This window comes from Pseudomonas sp. sp1636 (genome assembly GCF_030376615.1).
Taxonomy (GTDB): Bacteria; Pseudomonadota; Gammaproteobacteria; order Pseudomonadales; family Pseudomonadaceae; genus Aquipseudomonas.
In genome coordinates this window covers 249,259-266,914 of record NZ_JARRAB010000005.1, presented here as the reverse complement: position 1 = coordinate 266,914, position 17,656 = coordinate 249,259, and the positions used below count along the sequence as shown (strand labels likewise).

The window sequence follows — 17,656 nt, the reverse complement described above, 5'->3', positions numbered from 1 at the left end:
GACCGTTAACGAAAATAGCCTGAAATCAGCTATGCAGGTGCCGCCCCAGGCGCGCCTCGATACGCTGCAGCAGACGGCGGATGATTTCGACGATCAGCAGGTACAAGACCGCCGCCCACAGGTACAGCTGGAAGTCGAAGGTGCGCGAGAAGCCCAGCTTGGTCACCCCCATCAGATCGTAGATGGTCACCAGCGAGGCGATGGCGCTGGCCTTGATCATCAGGATCAACTCGTTGCCCAGGGGGCCGACGGCGATCAGCAGCGACTGCGGCAGGATCACCTTGAAGAAGGCGGTGCGCCGGCTCAGACCCAGGGCCGCTGCGGCCTCGCGCTGACCGCGAGCCACCGCCTGAATGCTGCCGCGCAGGATCTCGGCCTGGTAGGCCGCGGTGTTCAGGGTGAAGGCCAGCAACGCGCAGTACCAGGCGTCGCGGAAGAACCACCACAGGCCCAGATCCTGCCACAGCTCGCGCAGCGAACCCAGGCCGTAATAGAGCATGAACAGCTGCGCCAGCAGCGGTGAGCCGCGAAAGAAGTAGATGTAGCCCGAGGTCGCCGAACGCAGCAGGCGGTTGCCCGACAGCCGCCCGAGCGCCAGCAGCAAGCCGAGCAGCAGGCCCAGGCTGAAGGAGATCGCCACCAGCTTGGCGGTCACCAGCAGGCCATCGAACATGCGCAGGCCGTAGCGCTCGAACAGCTCGGGGTCGAAGAACAGATGCAACCACTCGGGGGCAGTCATGGCTGGGCACTCCGCTGGCCGTAGCTGTAGTGTTTTTCCGCGAAGCTGAACAGCCGCCCGGAAATCGCCGAGAAGAACAGGTACAGCAGGCAGGCGGCGAAATAGAACAACATGGGTTCCTTGGTCGCGCTCACCGCCAGGTTGGTCTGGCGCATCAGGTCGACCAGGGAGATGGTCGACACCAGCGAGGTGTCCTTGAGCAGGGTCAGCCAGTTATTCGACAGCCCCGGCAGGGAGACCCGCACCAGCTGCGGCAGGATCACCTTGCGAAAGGCCTGCCAGCGCGACAGGCCGAGCACGCTGGCCGCCTCGTACTGGCCCTTGCCGACGGTCTTGAAGGCCGCCAGCCAGACCTGGCTGGAGAACGCGGCGAACACCAGGCCGAAGGCGATCACCGCGGCGGCGAAGGCATTGATGCTGACTTCGCTGCTGTAGCCCCAGGAGGCCAGCAGCTTCTGCAGGCCGATCTGGCAACCGTAGTAGACGATCAACAGGGTGAGCAGCTCGGGCAGGCCGCGAAACACGGTGGCGAACAGGGTCGACAGGGCCCGCGGCAGGCGCTTGTTCGAGCGCGCCGCGACCGCCACCAGCAGGCCCAGCGGCAGCCCCAGGGGCAGGCAGCACAGGGCCAGGGCGATGGTCACCAGGGCGCCGGCGAGCAGGGCCAGGCCCCAGCCACCGTCGCCGAACAGCAGCAGAGAGAAAGGTTCGAACATGGTCGCAACCCCGGAATTGGCGGTTCAGGCAGGATGACGCTTGCCCGGCCCGCGGCCACCCTCGGGTGGCGAGCGCGGGCCGGTGCGCCGGCTCGATCAGTAGATGTCGAATTCGAAGTAACGGCTGACGATCTGCTGGTAGGTGCCGTCGGCGCGGATCTCGGCCAGCGCCTGGTTCAGCCGCTCGCGCAGCGCCTGGTCGTCCTGGCGCACGGCGATGGCCACATCGTCGTCGCTGCCCTGGATATCGCCGAGCAGCTTGCAGCAGTCCTTGCCGGTCTTGGCCAGCCAGTCGAGCAGCGGGAACTTGTCGTTGACCACCGCATCCAGGCGGCCGTTGGCCAGGTCGCTGTTGGCGTCGTCCTGGGTCGGGTAGAGCTTGACCTCGGCCCCGGCCGCGCCATAGACGTCCTCTGCGTAGATGCTCTGGGTCGACGAAGACTGCGCGCCGACCACCTTGCCGTCCAGGGTCGCCGGCAGGGTATCGGCCAGGCTGGAATCGTTCGGCACCGCCACGGCCAGGCGGGTGCGGTAGTAGCGGTCGGTGAAGCCGATCTGCTTCTGGCGTTCCTCGGTGACCACCATGGAGGCCACCACGGCGTCGAACTTCTTGGCCATCAGGGCCGGAATGATGCCGTCCCAGTCCTGGGCGACCAAGGTGCACTCGACCTGCATCTTGGCGCACAGCGCCTTGGCGATGTCGACGTCGAAGCCGTGCAGTTCATTGTTCGAATCCACGTAGTTGAAGGGCGGGTAGGCGCCCTCGGTGGCGATCCGCAGCGACTGCGCCTGGGCGGCGCCTAGGCCGCCGATCAACAGGACGCAAGCGGTGGCCAAGCTCTTTACTCGATTCATCATGCACCTCTACTTGTTGTTATGGTTTTTGATGGTTTTTGCTGAATCCCGGCGACGTGGTGTAGCCGACAAACTCGTTATGCAGCGCGGCCGTGGCTTCCAAGCGCGCCTCGACTTCGGGTCCCAGGTGGCGGAACACCTCGTTGATCAACAGATGAACCAGCGACAGCATCGCCGCCGTCGACTCCCAGAACAGCTTGATATCGGTGGGCACCCGCAGCACCTCGTCGGCATGGCTGTCGGCCCAGTCGCAATAGGGGTCGGTGACCAGGGTCACCTTGATCCCGGCCTCGCGCGCCTTGCGGCACAGCAGCTGGGCGTGACGCGAATAGCGGCGCGCCTCGAACACCAGCAGGCAGGCCTGCTGCGGCGGACAGAGCAGCACCTCGCCGAAGTGGCCCGAGGCGCCGTCGACCAGTTGCACGCCGTCGCGCAGGTACTGCAGCAGGTGCACCGCCGACACGGCGATACCGCGTTCGGTCTGGAAACCGGCGACGAACACCCGCGGGGCAGTCGCCAGGCGCTTGGCCACCGCCTGCCACTGCGGGCTGCGGCTGTGCTCGTAGACCTGCACCAGGCCGGCGATCTCCAACTCCAGGCTGTGCGAACGGCCCTGGCCCTCCTCGCCGCCCTGGCGCTGGAACTCCTTGAGCCGATCGCCGATCAGCCAGGGGCTGTCGCCCAGGTCGTCCTTGAGATCGTTCTTCAGCGCCTTGAAATGGGGATAGCCCAGCGAGCGGCAGAAACGCCCGACCGTGGACTCGCTGACGCCGAGCTTGTCGGCGATGGCGGCCGAGGTCTGGAACGGCAACTCGTGCAGGTTGGCCAGCATGTAATGGGCCAGCGCCCGGCCGGAGGCCGCCGAGTGTTCCAGGCTATTCTCGAGACGTTGTTTGATCGATTGATTCATCTGTGACTCCCCGTTCACGATTAAAATGAATGTTTTCTGTCATGACGTCAACATTTGACAGATAACTGGCATTGATCAGATAGTGAGCAACCCCTAAGACAACCGCAGGAGAAATCCGCATGACCGCCGCCCCTCCGCAGGAAACCATCGGCTTTGCCGAGCTGAGCGACCTGCTCGCCGCCATTTTCCAGGGCCACGGCACCTCCGCCGAGGTCGCCCGCTGCCTGGCGCACAACTGTGCCAGCGCCCAGCGCGACGGCGCCGACAGCCACGGCATATTCCGTATCCCCGGCTACCTGTCGAGCCTGGCCAGCGGCTGGGTAGACGGCCAGGCCGAACCCCGGGTCGAGGACCTGGCGCCGGCCTTCGTCGCCGTCGATGCCCGCGGCGGCTTCGCCCAGCCGGCCCTGGCCGCCGCCCGTCCGCTGCTCGAAGCCAAGGCCCGTAGCGCCGGCATCGCCCTGCTGGCGATCCGCAACTCGCACCACTTCGCCGCCCTCTGGCCGGATGTGGAACCCTTCGCCGAGCAGGGCCTGGTCGCCCTGTCGTTCGTCAACAGCTTCGCCTGCGTGGTGCCCCACGGCGGCCACAGCGCGCTGTTCGGCACCAACCCGATCGCCTTCGCCGCCCCGCGCGCGAACGGCCAGCCGCTGGTGTTCGACCTGGCCACCAGCGCCATCGCCAACGGCGACGTGCAGATCGCCGCCCGCGAAGGCCGGCAGTTGCCCGAGGGCTATGGCGTCGACCGCCAGGGCCAGCCGACCCGCGAGCCCAAGGCAATCCTCGATGGCGGCGCGCTGCTGCCGTTCGGCGGCTACAAGGGTTCGGCGCTGTCGATGATGGTCGAACTGCTGGCGGCAGCCCTGACCGGCGGCAACTTCTCCTTCGAGTTCGACTGGTCGGGCCATCCCGGCGCCCAGACGCCCTGGACCGGCCAGCTGCTGATCGTCATCGACCCCAGCCTGGGCGCCGGGCGCAACTTCGCCGAGCGCTGCGAACAGCTGATCGGGCGCATGCACGACGCCGGACAAACGCGCCAGCCGGGCGACCGCCGCTACCGCCAGCGCGCAGAATCGCTGCGCCAGGGCATCCGCCTGCCGGCCGCAGAGCTGGACAAACTGCGCCGACTGGCCGCCGGGCCCGCCTGACGGAGCCACTGGCCATCACCAGAGCTCGCGCAAATGCCAACCTGAACTAGGCTTAAAAGCACGCACTGACAGGGATCGCGCCGGCGCCGGGGCATACCCCGCCGCGCCCGCCGATCCGGCTCACGGGCAGGTGAGGAGGCTTATGGCTGCGCAAGCTAGTGACTCGGCGTTTCTGCAATTCACCAACGTCAAGAAGACCTACGACCACAAGACCCTGGTGGTCAAGGATTTCAACCTGGAGGTAGCCAGGGGCGAATTCATCACCCTGCTCGGCCCCTCCGGCTCGGGCAAGACCACTTGCCTGATGATGCTCGCCGGCTTCGAGGACGTGACCAGCGGCGAAATCCTGATCAACGGCCGCTCGGTCACCAGCATCGCGCCCTACGCGCGCAACATCGGCATGGTGTTCCAGCAGTACGCCCTGTTCCCGCACATGACCCTGCGCGAAAACCTCGCCTACCCGCTGAAAATCCGCAAACTGCCCAAAGCCGAAATCAACGCCAAGGTCGACGAGTACCTGTCCCTGGTCGAGCTGCTGGAGTTCGGCAACCGTTTTCCCGGACAACTGTCCGGAGGCCAGCGCCAACGCGTGGCCCTGGCCCGCGCGCTGATCTTCGCCCCGGACATCGTGTTGATGGACGAGCCGCTCGGTGCCCTCGACAAGAAGCTGCGCGAGCAGATGCAGTTCGAGATCAAGCGCCTGCACGAGCAGCTCGGTTTCACGGTGATCTACGTCACCCACGACCAGACCGAAGCCCTGACCATGAGCGACCGCATCGCCGTGTTCGAGAACGGCATCGTCCAGCAATGCGCCGCACCCCATGTGCTCTACGAGCGCCCGGCCAACCTGTTCGTCGCCGACTTCATCGGCGAGAGCAACAAGCTCAAGGGCACCATCGAGTCGGTCGGCGACGACACTGTCGAGGTGCGCCTGGAAGACGGCGGCCTGGTCAGCAGCCTGAAGGCCAACTGTTGCGAAGTCGGCCTGCCGACCACCGTCTCGATCCGCCCGGAGAAACTCACCTTCACCGACCGCCTCGGCAATGCCGGCAATCAGGTCAAGGCGCGCTTCGTGACCCGCCACTATGTCGGCGAATACATCCGTTACCACTTCGAGACCGCCGACGGTACCGAACTGGTGGTGAAGAACCTGAACGACAGCTCGGCCCCGCAGTTCAGCAGCAGTGACGAGGCCGCCCTGGCCTGGCTGCCCCAGGACAGTCAGGCGCTGGATCGCCCAGCAATCCCGACGACGCTATAACCCCACAACCAAAAGCAATGGAGCACAGCAATGGCTAGATCACTGACCACCCGCTTTTCCACATTCGCTTTGGCTGCGGCGTTAGGTACGGCCAGCTTCGCCGCCAGCGCCGCAGACAGCCTGACCGTGGTCTCCTGGGGCGGCGCCTATGGCGCGGCGCAACAGAAACACGTCATCGACCCCTACCAGAAAGACACCGGGGTCAAGGTGCTGTTCGAGGACTACTCCGGCGGCGTGGCCGAGATCAAGGCCCAGGTCGAGTCCGGCAATATCCAGTGGGACGTGGTCGACTTCGAGGTGATCGATCTCGAGCGTGCCTGCTCCGAAGGCCTGCTCGAGGTCATCGATCATGACATCCTGCCGCCCGGCGCCGACGGCACCCCCGCCGCCCAAGACTTCATCCCCGAAGCCCTGGCCAGCGAATGCGCGGTCGGCAACATCGTCTGGTCGGTGGTGTTCGCCTACAACGAGAAGACTATCGGCGGCACCAAGGCGACGGGTATCGCCGACTTCTTCGACACCGCGAAGATCCCCGGCAAGCGCGCCATGCGCAAGCGCCCGCAGGTCAACATGGAGTGGGCGCTGCTGGCCGACGGGGTAGCTCCAGCCGAGGTCTACGAAGTACTGGCCACCGCGGAGGGCCAGCAGCGCGCCTTCGACAAACTGGCCACGATCAAGAACGACATCGTCTGGTTCGACTCCTGGTCGCAGGCGCCGCAACTGCTCAATGACGGCGGCGCGGTGCTGGTGCAATCGGCCAACGGCCGTTTCTATGACGCCATCCGCCAGGAGAACAAGCCCTTCGTCATCGTCTGGGGCGGCCACGTCTACGACCTCGACGCCTGGGCCATCGTCAAGGGCTCGCCGAAGAAGGATCTGGCCCTCAAGTTCGTCGCCTACGCCACCGGCTCCAAGCCGCTGGCCGGCATGCCGGACGTGGCCTACGGCCCGACCCGCAAATCCTCCACGCCGATGATGGATCCGACCGCCGCCCCGCACCTGCCGACCGCACACCTGGATAAAGGCATCCAGGCCAGTTCGGAATTCTGGGCGGATTACGGCGAGTCGCTCGGCGAGAAGTTCAACGAGTGGCTGTTGAAGTAACACCTGCGGGCGCCCCTCTCCCGCAGAGAGGGGCGCTGCCATCGCGCCGTCGAGGAGTTGCTGCTTGCCATCCCTTACCACCACCGAAGCCGGCCAAGCCGCCAGCGCCCGCAGCAAGAAGCGCCTGAGCGCCTTTCTGTTCGTGGTGCCGTTGCTGGCCTTTATCCTGCTGACCTTCGTGGCCCCCATCGGCAGCATGCTCTGGCGCAGCGTGCATCACCCGGCCGTGGCCGAGCTGATCCCGCTGACCCTGGTGGAGCTGCAACGCTGGGACGGCCAGGCAGTCCCCGACGAAACGACCCTCAACGTATTCGCCCGCGAACTGCATGGCCTGGCCAAAGTGCGCCTGTCCGGCAAACTGTCCGAGGAGTTCAACCGTGCCTATACCGGCATGTCCAGCGTGGTCAAATCCAGCGCCCGACGCGTCGCCCGGCTCAAGCCCGAACAGCTTGAGAGCCAGGGCGCCAAGACCCTGCTGCAGGCACATCGCAACTGGAGCAAAACCGAGGTCTGGTACGCGATCAAACGCGCCGGCCAGACCTACACCTACGACTATTACCTGACCGCCCTCGATCTGGAGCTGCACCCGGAGCAGGGCATCCAGGTACGCGAAGACACGCAGATCTACCTGCAGCTGTACGGCAAGACCCTGAACATGGCCCTGGTCATTACCCTGTTCTGCGCCCTGCTCGGCTACCCGCTGGCCTACTACCTGGCCGGCCTGCCGGAAAACCGCGCCAATCTGCTGCTGGTATTGGTGCTGCTGCCGTTCTGGACCTCGCTGCTGGTGCGCACCACGGCCTGGATCGCGCTGCTGCAGACCAACGGCGTGATCAATTCATTCCTGCTCGGCAGCGGCCTGATCGGCGAGCCGCTCGAGATGCTCTACACCTCGTTCGCCACCATCATCGCCATGACCCATATTCTCCTGCCGTTCATGATCCTGCCGCTGTACAGCGTGATGCGCGGCATCGACCCCAGCTACCTGCGTGCGGCCATGTCACTCGGCGCCAAGCCGATTCCGGCCTTCGCCCGGGTCTACTTCCCGATGACCCTGCCGGGCCTGAGTGCCGGCGCGCTGCTGGTGTTCATCATTTCCGTGGGCTACTACATCACCCCGGCGCTGGTCGGCGGCACCGATGGACAGATGATCAGCAACATCATCGCCTTTCATATGCAGCGCTCGAACAACTGGGAGCTGGCCGCCGCGCTGGGTTCCCTGCTGCTTGGCCTGATCCTGCTGCTGTACTGGCTGTACGACCGTTTCGTCGGCGCCAGCAATATCAAACTGGGATAGCGCCTACATGAGAATCCCCAGCTACTTTGGCTTCTGGCACCACCTCGGCGCCTGGCTGTTGAAAACCAGCTCCTGGCTGGTGCTGTTTTTTTTGATCATGCCGATCCTGGTGATCATTCCGCTGTCATTCAACGTCGAGCCGTTCTTCAGCTTTACCGAAGGCATGCTGCGCCTGCAGCCGGAAGCCTATTCGCTACGTTGGTACCGGGAAATCCTCAATGACCCGAAATGGATCCTGGCGATTCAGAACAGCTTCCTGATCGGCATCTTCGCCACCATCCTCGCCACCGTCCTGGGCACCTGCGCCGCCGTCGGCCTGGCCCGTGACGACATGCCCTACCGGCGCTTCATCACCGCCCTGCTGCTGTCGCCGATGATAGTGCCGCTGATCATCACCGCTGCCGGGATGTTCTTCTTCTATTCCAACCTGGGTCTGGCCGGCAGCTACCTGGGGGTGATCCTGGCCCACGCGGCCCTGGGCACGCCCTTCGTGATCATCACCGTGACCGCGACCCTGACCGGTTTCGACTATTCCCTGGCACGCGCCGCAGTCAACCTCGGCGCCAGGCCGTTGCGGGTGTTTTTCGACATCATCATGCCGCTGATCCGCCCCGGGGTGATCAGCGGCGCACTGTTCGCCTTCATCACCTCGTTCGATGAAGTGGTGGTCATCCTGTTCATGGCCGGCCCGCAGCAACGCACCATTCCCCGGCAGATGTTCTCCGGCCTGCGCGAGCAGATCAACCCGAGCATCCTGGCCATCGCCACCCTGCTGATCCTGGTCTCCATCGCCCTGCTGGTGACCATCGAACTGCTGCGCCGCCGCGCCGAGCGCCTGCGCGGCGTCGAGTTGATCGAATAAGCGGCTTGCGCTTTAACTAAGTGCTCCGCGCTTTCGCCGCCACGCCACCTGGGCTTAGAATCATCCATCTCCGGCCCCATCCCAGGCGGATTTTTGAACCCGGCCGAGCCGACGCAGACCCCGCGCCAGCCTCCGCCCCAGCCCTGCAAATGGTCACTTCCGTTTGCCTTGGGCCTGAACCCGGCTCAACATACGCACCAACAGCCCGTTGCCAGCACAGTGCGCTCGCCCAGGCGAGCGCCGTTGAATCCGCGACCTGATTAGCCTTTGCAGGACTTATCGCCATGCCCGATTACCGCTCGAAAACTTCCACCCACGGTCGCAACATGGCCGGCGCCCGCGCCCTCTGGCGCGCCACCGGGATGAAGGACGAGGACTTCAAGAAGCCGATCATCGCCATCGCCAACTCCTTCACCCAGTTCGTCCCCGGCCACGTGCACCTCAAGGACATGGGCCAGTTGGTCGCCCGCGAGATCGAACGCGCCGGCGGCGTGGCCAAGGAGTTCAACACCATCGCCGTCGACGACGGCATCGCCATGGGCCACGACGGCATGCTCTATTCGCTGCCGAGCCGCGAGATCATCGCCGACTCGGTCGAGTACATGGTCAACGCCCACTGCGCCGACGCCATCGTCTGCATCAGCAACTGCGACAAGATCACCCCCGGCATGCTGATGGCCGCGCTGCGCCTGAACATCCCGGTGGTGTTCGTCTCCGGCGGGCCGATGGAAGCCGGCAAGACCAAGCTGGCCAGCCACGGCCTGGATCTGGTCGACGCCATGGTAATCGCCGCCGACGACTCGGCCTCCGACGAGAAGGTCGCCGAATACGAGCGCAGCGCTTGCCCGACCTGCGGCAGCTGCTCCGGCATGTTCACCGCCAACTCGATGAACTGCCTGATGGAAGCCTTAGGCCTGGCCCTGCCGGGCAACGGTTCGACCCTGGCCACCCACAGCGACCGCGAACAGCTGTTCCTGCAGGCCGGGCGCACCGTGGTCGAACTGTGCAAACGCTATTACCAGGACAACGATGCCTCGGTGCTGCCGCGCAACGTGGCCAACTTCAAGGCGTTCGAGAACGCCATGAGCCTGGACATCGCCATGGGCGGCTCGACCAACACCATCCTGCACCTGCTGGCCGCCGCCCAGGAGGCGGAAATCGACTTCGACCTGCGCGACATCGACCGCCTGTCGCGCAAGGTGCCGCAGCTGTGCAAGGTGGCGCCGAATATCCAGAAGTACCACATGGAAGACGTGCACCGCGCCGGCGGCATCTTCAGCATCCTCGGCTCCCTGGCCCGCGGCGGCCTGCTGCACACCGACCTGCCGACCGTGCACAGCAAGAGCATGGCCGAGGCCATCGCCCAGTGGGACATCACCCAAACCGACGATGAAGCCGTACACACCTTCTTCAAGGCCGGGCCCGCCGGCATTCCGACCCAGACCGCGTTCAGCCAGAGCACCCGCTGGGACACGGTCGACGACGACCGCGAACACGGCTGCATCCGCTCGGTGGAGCATGCCTACTCGCAAGAAGGCGGCCTCGCCGTGCTCTACGGCAATATCGCCGTCGACGGCTGCGTGGTGAAGACCGCCGGGGTGGACGAGTCGATTCTGGTGTTCGAAGGCAGCGCCAAGATCTTCGAGAGCCAGGACAGCGCGGTACGCGGCATCCTCAATGACGAAGTCAAGGCCGGCGACATCGTCATCATCCGCTACGAAGGGCCGAAAGGCGGCCCGGGCATGCAGGAAATGCTCTATCCGACCAGCTACCTGAAGTCCAAGGGCCTGGGCAAGGACTGCGCCCTGCTCACCGACGGGCGCTTCTCCGGCGGCACCTCGGGCCTGTCGATCGGCCACGCCTCGCCGGAAGCCGCCGCGGGCGGCGCCATCGGCCTGGTGCGCGAAGGCGACAAGATCCTGATCAACATCCATGAACGCTCGATCAACCTGTTGATCGGCGACGAAGAACTGGCCGCACGCCGCGTGGAACAAGACAAGCAAGGCTGGAAGCCGGCGGAGCAACGCCCACGCAAGGTCACCACCGCGCTCAAGGCCTACGCCCTGCTCGCCACCAGCGCCGACAAGGGCGCGGTACGCGACAAGGCGCTGCTGGACAAACTGGTGTCCTAAGCAGCGTCCCCGCAACAACAGAAGCCCGGCCTTGTGCCGGGCTTCTGCGTTTTACCGGCTCTGCGCCGCGCGCACCGAGCGCGGCCCGGTCAGCTGACGCCCATATAACGCCCGGCCCGATGGTTGATCGCCAGCACCATATTCAGCGCGACAGCGCCGAGGATCGACAGCGCCACCTTGTCCAGCGGCACGACCAGCACCGCCGCCAACACGATCAGCACATCGATGCCCATCTGCACCTTGCCGGCACGCAGGCCGAAGCGCTCCTGCAGATACAGCGCGAGGATGTTCACCCCCCCCAGGCTGGCGCGATGGCGGAACAGCATCAGCAGCCCCAGGCCCATGGCGAAACCGCCGAACAAGGCCGCATAGACCACATTCAGCTGGGCGAAACCGACCCACTGCGGAGTCAGTTCGGCCAACAGCGAAACCAGGCCGACCGCGCAGAAGGTACGCAGGGTAAACCGCCAGCCCATCCGCCAGATGGCCAGGGCATAAAACGGCAGATTGATCAGGAAAAACGCCAGGCCGAACTGCCAGCCGAACAGGTATTTCAAGAGAAACGCCAGGCCCACGGTGCCGCCGGTCAACAACCCGGCCTGGGCGTAGAAGGCGATACCCAAGGCGACCATGGCCGTGCCGAGCAGCAACGCCAAGGCGTCCTCCCACAAGGGATGGCGCATGAAAAGCGCGGCAATGGCATCCGCCTGGTGGCTGTCGGAGTCGGCTCCACGCATGCTGTACAACCTGTGATGGCGATTGCAGAAGGGCGAAGCATAGCCCTATCGGGCCCGGCTCGAATTGGCTGGGGTCAAGAAAGCGGCAGAATGTCGCAGCGCGGCTCAGGGGCAGCGGCTCGCCACCCTCAGCGCCGCGTCCAGGTCTCGAAGGCGTAGGCCGGCGCTTGTTCCTGGGCGGCAAAGGCCTCGCAGGCCGTGCGCTGCCAGGCGCCAGCGGCGATCTCGGGGAACCAGGCATCGCCCTCCGGGCTCAGTTCGACCCGGGTTAGGTACAGCCGCTCGGCCTGCGCCAGGCCTTGGGCATACAGCTGCGCGCCGCCGATCAGCATCAGTTCGTCGACCCCCTGCTCGCGCGCCCACTGCTCGGCGCGGGCGATGGCCGCCTCCAGCGAGGCGAAGACTTCGGCGCCTTCGAGGCGCAAGCCGGGCTGGCGGCTGACCACCAGATTGAGCCGGCCGGGCAAGGGCCGGCCGAGCGAGTCCCAGGTCTTGCGCCCCATGATGATCGGCTTGCCCAGGGTCAGCGCCTTGAAGTGCTTGAGGTCGGCCGGCAGATGCCAAGGCAGTTGGTTGTCGCGGCCGATCACGCGGTTCTGCGCGAGGGCGGCGATCAGGCAGAGGGGCAGGGAGTTTTTCATGGCGGCGAGCATAGCAGAGCCACCGCCGCCCGTGCAGCCGGCCCAGGCGGACAAGGCTTAACCCAACGCGGCGGCACGGGTTATGCTCAGCCCCTGAGCCGAACGACGAGACACCGCGTGAGCGCAAACCCTGTCCCGCACAAACTCCAGTGCCTCTGGCTGAGCGAAGCGATTCGCCTGCGCGAAGAGCACGCCGGCCCGCTGGAAGACCGTGAAGCCAACCGCCGCGCCCAGGCCGGCGGCGGCACTCTGGCCGCACGCATCCAGGCCCGCGCCCTGCTGCTGGCCGAGCGTGACGGCCAGACCCAGGCCTTGCGCCACTGGCTGCAGGGCGCGCGCCTGGCCCTGGCGGCGCTGCTGCTGCTGGCCCTGCTCAGCGGCATCGGCCTGGCTGTCGCCGCTCTCGGCGACGGCCAACGCCCGGTCAACGTGTTCTGGGCCCTGGGCAGCCTGCTCGGCCTCAACCTGCTGCTCTTGCTCGGCTGGGTTCTGGGTCTGCTGCTGGCGCGCGACAGCACTGGCGCCCTCGGCCGGCTGTGGTGGTGGCTCAGCGAAAAACTCGCCCGCGACGCCCAGGCCGCGCAACTGGCGCCGGCCTTGCTGGTGCTGCTGCAACGCCAGCGCCTGAGCCGCTGGGGCTTGGGCATGCTGATCCACGGCCTGTGGCTGCTGGCCCTACTGGCGGCACTGCTGAGCCTGCTGACGCTGCTCGCCACCCGCCGCTATGGCTTCGTCTGGGAAAGCACCATTCTCGGCGGCGAAACCTTTATCGCCCTGACCCAGGCCCTGGGTGCGCTGCCGGCACTGCTCGGCTTCAGCCTGCCGGACGCCGAGCTGATCCGCGCCAGCGGCGACAGCGCCCTGGCCAGCGAAGCCGCGCGCCTGAGCTGGGCCGGCTGGCTGGTCGGCGTGTTGCTGGTCTACGGCCTGCTGCCGCGCCTGCTGCTCGGGTTGTTCTGCCTGTGGCGCTGGCGCCGGGGTTGCGCCGCCTTGCAGCTGGATATTGGCCTGCCCGGCTACAGCCTGCTGCGCGAGCGCCTGCAACCGAGCAGCGAACGCCTGGGCGTGTGCGATACGGCGCCCGCACCGTTGCCACCGCCAACCGCCGGCAGCAACGCGCAAGGCAACCAGGGTGCGTTGCTGGTCGCCATCGAACTGGACGAGCGACGCCCCTGGCCGCCGGCCTTGCCCAGGGGGGTCGGCGATGCCGGGGTGATCGACAGCCGCGAACAGCGCCAGCGCCTGCTCGAACAACTCAGCCGCTTCCCCCCGGCGCGCCTGGCGATAGCCTGCGACCCGCGCCGCTCGCCGGATCGCGGCAGCCTGGCGCTGCTCGGCGAACTGGCGCGCACGGCCGCCGCCACGCGCGTCTGGCTGCTGCCGGCCCAGCCCGGCGAAGCCCTGGACAGCGAACGTCTCGGCGACTGGCACGCCGCCCTGGATCAGCTGCAATTGGCGCACAGTGACGGCGCCCCGCTGCGCTGGCTGGAGAGCGGCCATGACTGAACCCATTGCTTACGTAGCCCGGATAAGCGCAGCGCAATCCGGGAAGCCACTGCCCCGGATTGCGCCAAGGCTTATCCGGGCTACCGGGGCCACGCCATGAACCACCCTCTCAAGCTGGCCGTGGTCGGCCACACCAACGTCGGCAAGACCTCGCTGCTGCGCACCCTGACCCGCGATGTCGACTTCGGCGAGGTTTCCCATCGCCCCAGCACCACCCGCCATGTCGAGGGCGTACGCCTGTCGGTGGACGGCCAGCCCCTGTTGGAGCTGTACGACACCCCCGGCCTGGAAGACGCCATCGCCCTGCTCGACTACCTGGAACGTCTCGAGCGTCCCGGCGAGCGCCTGGATGGCCCGGCCCGGCTGGCGCGCTTTCTCGACGGCAGCGAGGCGCGCCAGCGTTTCGAGCAGGAGGCCAAGGTGCTGCGCCAGTTGCTCGCCTCGGATGCCGGCCTGTATGTGATCGACGCCCGCGAGCCGGTGCTGGCCAAGTACCGCGACGAATTGGCGATCCTCACCATGTGCGGCCGGCCCTTGCTGCCGGTGCTGAATTTCGTCGCCGGCCACCAGCACCGCGAAGACGACTGGGGCCAAGCCCTGGCCCGCCTGGGCCTGCATGCGCGGGTCGCCTTCGACAGCGTGGCGCCGCCACTGGACGGCGAACGGCGGCTGTACGAGAGCCTCGCCCTGCTGCTGGAAAAGGCCCGGCCAGCGCTGCAACGGCTGATCGACGACCACCAGACGCAGCGCCAGGCCCGCCGCCACAGCGGAATCCGGCTGATCGCCGAGCTGCTGCTCGACTGCGCCGCCTGCCGGCGCAGCGTGGCCGCGCAAGCGCTGCCGGAACAAGGCGCGATCCGCGCATTGCGCGAAGCCATCCGCCAGCGCGAACAGCGCTGCGTCGAGGCACTGCTACGGCTGTACGCCTTCCGCCAGGACGACGCCAAAGCGGCAGAGCTGCCGTTGCTCGACGGCCGCTGGGGTAATGACCTGTTCAACCCGGAAACCCTCAAGCAACTTGGGGTCAAGGTCGGCGGCGGGATGGCCGCCGGCGCCGCCACCGGAGTCGGCATCGACCTGCTGGTGGGCGGCGTCACCCTCGGCGCCGCTGCCGCCCTCGGCGCCCTGATCGGCGGCGGCGCGCAGACCCTGCGCGGCTACGGCGCGCGCCTGAAAGGCAAGCTCAAGGGCCAGCGCGAACTGACGGTGGACGACGCCGTGCTGCGCCTGCTCGCCCTGCGCCAACAATTATTGCTGCAAACCCTGGAAGCCCGCGGCCATGCGGCGGTGCAGGCCATCGCCCTGGCCGCACCGCAGGAGGCGCTATGGCGCGAGGGCAAACTGCCCGCCGCCCTGCACAAGGCCCGCGCCCACCCCGAATGGTCGTCGCTCAACCCCGGCGCGCGCCTGCAACAGAGCGAACGCCAGGAGCAGCTCGCCGCGCTGAGCGCGACGCTGGCTGCCGCATCCTAGTGGGATAGCATCCAAGGGAGTCCTATAAACCCTATATTCCGCCCCGGATGGCATCCGTATATGGACTGTTATTGCAGGCACGACGCCGGTAGCAGCTGCCCCTGGGCGTAGGCCATGATCTTTTCGCCAATCGCGTGCAATGCGCTGATTCGCATCTAAAACCATCGACTGCGCAAGAACTTGCGCAGCTTTAGATAGAGCGGCCTCGCCGCAGCCCGCCAAGCGTCGGCGTACTGCCTGCGGCGAGTAGCGCCCTAGGTTCAAAGGCTCAAACAGGTTTTCCTGGCCTGGTGATTGCCGCCGAACGGCGAACACAAACGCTGGTGCACCCGGCTGAGGAAACCGACCTCGAAGGCCCGACGTTGCAGCCCGCCGGGCAGCACGTCGCGCTCGATGATCAGGTTGGCCCACAGCCAGCCGGTGTCGTCGTTGCTCAACCAGGCCTGGGCGCAGATCACGCCCTTGTCGAAGGCCTGCTGGCAATCCCACGGCCACTCGATCACCGCGCCGCTCTGGCCGTCATGGCTGGGCAGGAAACTGGTACAGGGCTTACTCATCGCCAGCCCTCCCCTGTGCCTGTGCCAACGAACTGCGGTACAGCACCACCACATCGTTGAGCAGCTCGCGGGCATTCTGGCAGAGCTCGTGCAACTCCGTTGCGGCCGGTGCAGCCACCCCCGAGCGAGCCAGAATGTTGAACAGCTTGTGCAGCATCGCCACCCGCAACTCGGCCGCTGCCTGGAAATAGCAGACAGGATCATCCAGGCAATCGAGCGGCTTAAAGCGTTTCGGGAAGGGGATAACAACGGGGTTGGATCTAGTCATGGCGCACCTCCATGCTGGAGGTAAACGACAAGACGAACAGCCCAAGGCGGAGCCCTTGGGTAAAAGGGGGGTAGCGCATTTTCCTTATGCTCCTTCGCGTATTTAAGGAGCCGCCATCCAACCTTCCTACGGGTATGGGTGGCGGACCGTGCAAGGGTAGGAAACCGGCCACGAAGGACGCCGGCCAGGCCGAAGCCTGCCTCGCACGGCCCGCCATAACTGCGCGAGAAAACAGCAGGCACAAAAAAAGCGCCTGCTCTCGGCTATGGCGCTACCGCGCCTTCGTGAATGTCGGGCTCCTACACCCGGCCACGGGATTGACCGTGACGGACGCACTCTAGCCCGACACGGAGCGATGGGCAAGTTCAAAGGATCATGACCACTCGCCACAGGAAGAGCGCAACTGCGGCCACCGTCGATCAAACTCAACCAGTGTCGCTATGGCCTACAGGCGGGCACCGACTAGCAGACCGCTCTGCCAGATGTAGGGGCGGCACTGTGGATGTCCACTTTGGAAGCCTTTACGACTGGCTCAGATCGGCCAGGTGCAGTCATCGGCCAGATTAAGCGCAATGACTGCTCCCGGCCGATCCGGACACCGGCCGAATGGGCTTGCCGACAATGGCTGCTCGGCGCGCGGCTAAACGCGGGCACCTGGGGTGCCGCGAGCGTTTTTCTTCTGCAAGATCATCGACGCTTCGTTGTAGGCATTCAGAAAGGCGTCGCCGCCAATCCAATCCACTGCCGTGTCTTCGTCTTCATCGTGGAAGATCCCGCGATAGGTGATCAGCAGGCCCATCATGAAGTCGGTGGCCGCGTCTTCCGCTTCCTCAGCGACCACCAGCTCCAACACCGGGTATTGCAGGAACACCAGGCACATCGCTAGCAGGCTGATGCCTTCGCCGACTTTCATCGCCTGGAACAGATCGTCGAAGTCGGCCGGGTCGAAACCGTTCTCTTCGATGTCCTTGAAGTCGAAGGTGCTCAGGTCGATTTCGACATCATCGAACGGCTCGTTGATCAGCGGATTGGCCAGCAGCGGATGTACGACATTGGCCTTGGACTTGCCCGAACGGTTCTGCTTGGCCTTGGCTTTGGCCCGCTGGGCGCGTTTTTGCTGTTTATCTGCGGAGGCCATGGAGGCGAGTTCCTTGTTCGATGCAGCCATATTCATGGCCCAGGGTAATCGGGCGCACATTGTATTCAATGTCTTGGCTTGGTTCGTCGGCCAAAGAAGATTTTTCCTGGTCTAAATGTCCGTTTTCGGCCAGGAGCGATCAGTCACGACAGGCAGAGTCGACCCAGAGATGACGCTCGGCAGTATCAATATCGTGGACTGCCCCGATTGTCGTTTAATTTTGATCGAATTTGGCAAAGTCGAGCCAGGTTCCGCGGTCGCCCTTCCTAGTTGAAAAGTTCACGATATGGGTTCAGGGTACGATCGACAGGG

The 17,656-nt window shown here is 65.6% G+C and carries 17 protein-coding genes; 8 read left to right on the top strand and 9 right to left on the bottom strand.

Annotated features, from left to right (window positions below; genetic code table 11):
* Window positions 1–25: 25 nt before the first annotated feature.
* The 4 genes from P8H27_RS07650 to P8H27_RS07635 all read right to left on the bottom strand — a co-directional run bounded on the left by P8H27_RS07650 (window position 26) and on the right by P8H27_RS07635 (window position 3,220).
* Window positions 26–739, bottom strand: a complete 714-nt coding sequence (locus tag P8H27_RS07650) for an ABC transporter permease (protein WP_289636490.1) — start codon at window positions 737–739, stop codon at window positions 26–28.
* A complete protein-coding gene (locus P8H27_RS07645) occupies window positions 736–1,455 on the bottom strand; it encodes an ABC transporter permease (protein ID WP_289636489.1) in 720 nt (239 codons plus the stop codon). The genes P8H27_RS07650 and P8H27_RS07645 overlap by 4 nt, the downstream gene beginning before the upstream one ends.
* A gap of 96 nt (window positions 1,456–1,551) precedes the next feature.
* Window positions 1,552–2,310, bottom strand: coding sequence for an ABC transporter substrate-binding protein (locus P8H27_RS07640; RefSeq protein WP_289636531.1), 759 nt, complete (start codon window positions 2,308–2,310; stop codon window positions 1,552–1,554).
* 19 nt (window positions 2,311–2,329) lie between these two features.
* The gene (locus P8H27_RS07635; protein WP_289636488.1) at window positions 2,330–3,220 is read right to left on the bottom strand and encodes a MurR/RpiR family transcriptional regulator; all 891 of its coding nucleotides are present in this window, start codon (window positions 3,218–3,220) and stop codon (window positions 2,330–2,332) included.
* 119 nt (window positions 3,221–3,339) lie between these two features.
* Between P8H27_RS07635 and P8H27_RS07630 the strand changes: the two genes are divergently transcribed.
* The 6 genes from P8H27_RS07630 (at window position 3,340) to ilvD (ending at window position 11,024) form a co-directional block, all read left to right on the top strand.
* Window positions 3,340–4,368, top strand: coding sequence for an Ldh family oxidoreductase (locus P8H27_RS07630; RefSeq protein ID WP_289636487.1), 1,029 nt, complete (start codon window positions 3,340–3,342; stop codon window positions 4,366–4,368).
* Window positions 4,369–4,510: 142 nt separating this feature from the next.
* The gene (locus P8H27_RS07625; RefSeq protein ID WP_289636486.1) at window positions 4,511–5,629 is read left to right on the top strand and encodes an ABC transporter ATP-binding protein; all 1,119 of its coding nucleotides are present in this window, start codon (window positions 4,511–4,513) and stop codon (window positions 5,627–5,629) included.
* A gap of 30 nt (window positions 5,630–5,659) precedes the next feature.
* Window positions 5,660–6,733 carry an ABC transporter substrate-binding protein gene (locus P8H27_RS07620; RefSeq protein ID WP_289636484.1) on the top strand — a complete coding sequence of 358 codons (1,074 nt, stop codon included), beginning with the start codon at window positions 5,660–5,662 and terminating at the stop codon, window positions 6,731–6,733.
* Between the two features lie 64 nt (window positions 6,734–6,797).
* Window positions 6,798–8,030 (top strand): ABC transporter permease, encoded by a 1,233-nt coding sequence (locus tag P8H27_RS07615; RefSeq protein WP_289636483.1) that lies wholly within the window; start codon window positions 6,798–6,800, stop codon window positions 8,028–8,030.
* A 7-nt stretch (window positions 8,031–8,037) separates the two neighbouring features.
* Window positions 8,038–8,892, top strand: a complete 855-nt coding sequence (locus P8H27_RS07610; protein ID WP_289636482.1) for an ABC transporter permease — start codon at window positions 8,038–8,040, stop codon at window positions 8,890–8,892.
* Window positions 8,893–9,176: 284 nt separating this feature from the next.
* A complete protein-coding gene (gene ilvD, locus P8H27_RS07605) occupies window positions 9,177–11,024 on the top strand; it encodes a dihydroxy-acid dehydratase (protein ID WP_289636481.1) in 1,848 nt (615 codons plus the stop codon).
* Between the two features lie 89 nt (window positions 11,025–11,113).
* On the opposite strand, the gene P8H27_RS07600 is transcribed toward ilvD, so the two are convergent.
* Entirely contained in the window at window positions 11,114–11,761 is a 648-nt protein-coding gene (locus P8H27_RS07600; RefSeq protein ID WP_289636479.1) for a YitT family protein, read from the bottom strand.
* A 128-nt stretch (window positions 11,762–11,889) separates the two neighbouring features.
* Window positions 11,890–12,414, bottom strand: coding sequence for a dihydrofolate reductase (locus P8H27_RS07595; RefSeq protein WP_289636477.1), 525 nt, complete (start codon window positions 12,412–12,414; stop codon window positions 11,890–11,892).
* A gap of 105 nt (window positions 12,415–12,519) precedes the next feature.
* Between P8H27_RS07595 and P8H27_RS07590 the strand changes: the two genes are divergently transcribed.
* Window positions 12,520–13,908 carry a DUF2868 domain-containing protein gene (locus P8H27_RS07590; RefSeq protein ID WP_289636475.1) on the top strand — a complete coding sequence of 463 codons (1,389 nt, stop codon included), beginning with the start codon at window positions 12,520–12,522 and terminating at the stop codon, window positions 13,906–13,908.
* Between the two features lie 96 nt (window positions 13,909–14,004).
* Entirely contained in the window at window positions 14,005–15,381 is a 1,377-nt protein-coding gene (locus P8H27_RS07585; RefSeq protein WP_289636473.1) for a GTPase/DUF3482 domain-containing protein, read from the top strand.
* A 260-nt stretch (window positions 15,382–15,641) separates the two neighbouring features.
* Here the strand turns inward: P8H27_RS07585 and P8H27_RS07580 are convergent, their stop codons facing one another.
* The 3 genes from P8H27_RS07580 to P8H27_RS07570 form a co-directional block, all read right to left on the bottom strand.
* Window positions 15,642–15,938: a LasR-specific antiactivator QslA gene (locus P8H27_RS07580; RefSeq protein ID WP_289636471.1), complete on the bottom strand. Its 297-nt coding sequence runs from the start codon at window positions 15,936–15,938 to the stop codon at window positions 15,642–15,644.
* The gene (locus tag P8H27_RS07575; protein WP_289636469.1) at window positions 15,931–16,206 is read right to left on the bottom strand and encodes a hypothetical protein; all 276 of its coding nucleotides are present in this window, start codon (window positions 16,204–16,206) and stop codon (window positions 15,931–15,933) included. The genes P8H27_RS07580 and P8H27_RS07575 overlap by 8 nt, the downstream gene beginning before the upstream one ends.
* 640 nt (window positions 16,207–16,846) lie before the next feature.
* Window positions 16,847–17,344: a hypothetical protein gene (locus P8H27_RS07570; protein WP_289636467.1), complete on the bottom strand. Its 498-nt coding sequence runs from the start codon at window positions 17,342–17,344 to the stop codon at window positions 16,847–16,849.
* Window positions 17,345–17,656 lie beyond the last annotated feature (312 nt).

Excerpts from the sequence above, each read along its gene's own strand:
- P8H27_RS07645 (WP_289636489.1), bottom strand. The coding sequence starts at position 1,455 with ATGTTCGAACCTTTCTCTCTGCTGCTGTTCGGCGACGGTGGCTGGGGC.
- P8H27_RS07625 (WP_289636486.1), top strand. The coding sequence starts at position 4,511 with ATGGCTGCGCAAGCTAGTGACTCGGCGTTTCTGCAATTCACCAACGTC.
- P8H27_RS07640 (WP_289636531.1), bottom strand. The coding sequence starts at position 2,310 with ATGAATCGAGTAAAGAGCTTGGCCACCGCTTGCGTCCTGTTGATCGGC.
- ilvD (WP_289636481.1), top strand. The coding sequence starts at position 9,177 with ATGCCCGATTACCGCTCGAAAACTTCCACCCACGGTCGCAACATGGCC.
- P8H27_RS07600 (WP_289636479.1), bottom strand. The coding sequence starts at position 11,761 with ATGCGTGGAGCCGACTCCGACAGCCACCAGGCGGATGCCATTGCCGCG.
- P8H27_RS07650 (WP_289636490.1), bottom strand. The coding sequence starts at position 739 with ATGACTGCCCCCGAGTGGTTGCATCTGTTCTTCGACCCCGAGCTGTTC.
- P8H27_RS07595 (WP_289636477.1), bottom strand. The coding sequence starts at position 12,414 with ATGCTCGCCGCCATGAAAAACTCCCTGCCCCTCTGCCTGATCGCCGCC.
- P8H27_RS07635 (WP_289636488.1), bottom strand. The coding sequence starts at position 3,220 with ATGAATCAATCGATCAAACAACGTCTCGAGAATAGCCTGGAACACTCG.
- P8H27_RS07620 (WP_289636484.1), top strand. The coding sequence starts at position 5,660 with ATGGCTAGATCACTGACCACCCGCTTTTCCACATTCGCTTTGGCTGCG.
- P8H27_RS07610 (WP_289636482.1), top strand. The coding sequence starts at position 8,038 with ATGAGAATCCCCAGCTACTTTGGCTTCTGGCACCACCTCGGCGCCTGG.
- P8H27_RS07570 (WP_289636467.1), bottom strand. The coding sequence starts at position 17,344 with ATGGCCTCCGCAGATAAACAGCAAAAACGCGCCCAGCGGGCCAAAGCC.
- P8H27_RS07575 (WP_289636469.1), bottom strand. The coding sequence starts at position 16,206 with ATGACTAGATCCAACCCCGTTGTTATCCCCTTCCCGAAACGCTTTAAG.
- P8H27_RS07580 (WP_289636471.1), bottom strand. The coding sequence starts at position 15,938 with ATGAGTAAGCCCTGTACCAGTTTCCTGCCCAGCCATGACGGCCAGAGC.
- P8H27_RS07630 (WP_289636487.1), top strand. The coding sequence starts at position 3,340 with ATGACCGCCGCCCCTCCGCAGGAAACCATCGGCTTTGCCGAGCTGAGC.
- P8H27_RS07585 (WP_289636473.1), top strand. The coding sequence starts at position 14,005 with ATGAACCACCCTCTCAAGCTGGCCGTGGTCGGCCACACCAACGTCGGC.